Genomic DNA, 1,975 nt, shown 5'->3' on the forward strand with positions numbered 1-1,975 from the left:
GGCGGGCGGGAATGGCCGGCCCAGCCTTGACCGCACCGGAGGGTGCCGTCACGATCGAGCGGTACGTCACGGCCACGTCGAAGCCCCGACCCGGACCAACCGGCCACGGGGCGCCTCCTGCGAAGAACCGGCTCCCGGGTCCCGCGGCGACGGGCCCGCGCAGCGAGGGGCTTATCCGGATGGCGCGGCTGTCCACCATACCGTTCTTCAAGGAGCCGGGCATCGACCTCGCTCCGTTCGAGACCCGCTGCCACTGGCGCCGCTTCGACGAGCACGAAGTGCTGGTCGATTTCGACGACATCTCCACGGACGTCTACTTTCTGGCGGGCGGCGAGGTGCGCATCCTCAACCGCACCCAGTCGGGCAAGGAAGTGATTCTCGGCGAGATGCGCGGCGGCGCCTTCTTCGGCGAGCTGTCCGCGATCGACGGGGTCGGGCGCTCGGCCAACGTCACGGCGCTCACCCGTGGCGAGGTCTGCGTGGTACCGGCCGCCGTGTTCCGGCAGATCGTGTTCGCCTCCGAGCCCATCGCCGACCGGCTGTTCCGCCTGCTCGCTAAGCGCGTGCGCGAGTTGAACACCCGTCTGATGGAGCACGCGCTGCTCGACCTGCGCCACCGGCTCTACGCCGAGCTCCTGCGCCTCTCGGTGCCGCGGGCGGGCGGGGGCGACGAGCGGGTGGTGAGCCCGCCGCCCTATCACCACGTGCTCGCCGCCCGCATCGGCTGCCGCCGCGAGCAGGTGACCCGCGAGTTCACCGCCATGGCGAGCGAGGGGCTGGTCGACCGCACTCGCGGCGCCCTGGTGATCCGCCGGCCGGACCTCTTGGAGGCCCGCGTCGCCGAGGCGCTGCGCGAGGACGGCTGAGCGGGATCGTGGCCGCGACGACCGAGGCCTCCGCGCCGCTCCTGCGGCTCGCGGGCGTGACGAAGCGCTTCGGCGGCGCGGCGGCCGTCGATGCCGTCGATCTCGCGCTCGCCGAGAACGAGGTGTTCTGCCTGCTCGGCCCTTCGGGCTGCGGCAAGAGCACGCTGCTGCGCCTGATCGCCGGCTTCGAGCAGCCGGATGCCGGTACGATCCGGCTGGGCACGCAGGATCTCACCGGGCTGCCCGCACACCGGCGCCCGATCAACATGATGTTCCAGTCCTACGCGCTGTTCCCACACATGAGCGTGTCGCGGAACGTCGCCTACGGCCTCGCGGATCGGCCCCGCGCGGAGCGGGCCGCACGCGTGGCGGACCTGCTGCGGATGGTGCGCCTGGAGGATTTCGCCGATCGCCGGCCGGACACGCTGTCGGGTGGCCAGCGCCAGCGGGTGGCGCTCGCCCGCGCGCTCGCCCGCGAGCCCCGGCTGCTGCTGCTCGACGAGCCGCTGACCGCCCTCGACCGGGCGCTCCGGGAGGAGACCCAGAGCGAGCTCCGCGCCCTGCAGCGGCGCCTGCGCACGAGCTTCATCGTGGTCACGCACGATCCGGAGGAGGCGATGCGGCTCGCCGACCGGGTCGGCGTGATGGCGCAGGGGCGCATCGTGCAGGTCGGGGCGACGGCCGAGCTCTACGACCGGCCCGCGAGCCGCTACGTGGCGGGGCTACTCGGCGACGTGAACCTGATCCCGGGCCGGCTCGGTCCGGGCGAGCCGGGCGGCCTCCGGGCAGTCGAGATCGCGTCCGGATCCCTGCGCGCCCGCTCTCCCGCCGCCGACTTGTCCGAGGGGGACGCGGTCGTGGTGGCGGTGCGTCCGGAGCGGGTCGCGCTCGGGCCGGACCAGGCGGGGGAGGGCGCCACGGTGGGGATCCCGGCGACGGTCGCGGAGCGCGTATTTCTTGGGGACCGCATCGCCCGCACCCTGCATCTCGGGGACGGCAGCGCGGTCCGCGCGAGCGGCCCGCCCGAGGGCGCGGACGCCTTCCCGGCCGGCGCCCGCGTGCGCCTGCGCTTCGCCGCCGAGGCGGCCACCATCCTGCCGGCATGAGGG

General features: G+C 74.1%; 2 protein-coding genes. Both read left to right on the forward strand.

Going from position 1 to position 1,975, the window contains the following annotated elements:
• Nucleotides 1–179 precede the first annotated feature (179 nt).
• Nucleotides 180–866 (forward strand): Crp/Fnr family transcriptional regulator, encoded by a 687-nt coding sequence (locus AX737_RS08865; protein ID WP_066920679.1) that lies wholly within the window; start codon nucleotides 180–182, stop codon nucleotides 864–866.
• An 8-nt stretch (nucleotides 867–874) separates the two neighbouring features.
• Nucleotides 875–1,972, forward strand: a complete 1,098-nt coding sequence (locus AX737_RS08870) for an ABC transporter ATP-binding protein (protein WP_066920681.1) — start codon at nucleotides 875–877, stop codon at nucleotides 1,970–1,972.
• Nucleotides 1,973–1,975 lie beyond the last annotated feature (3 nt).

This window comes from Methylobacterium sp. CCH5-D2 (genome assembly GCF_001556475.1).
Lineage (GTDB): Bacteria > Pseudomonadota > Alphaproteobacteria > Rhizobiales > Beijerinckiaceae > Methylobacterium > Methylobacterium hispanicum.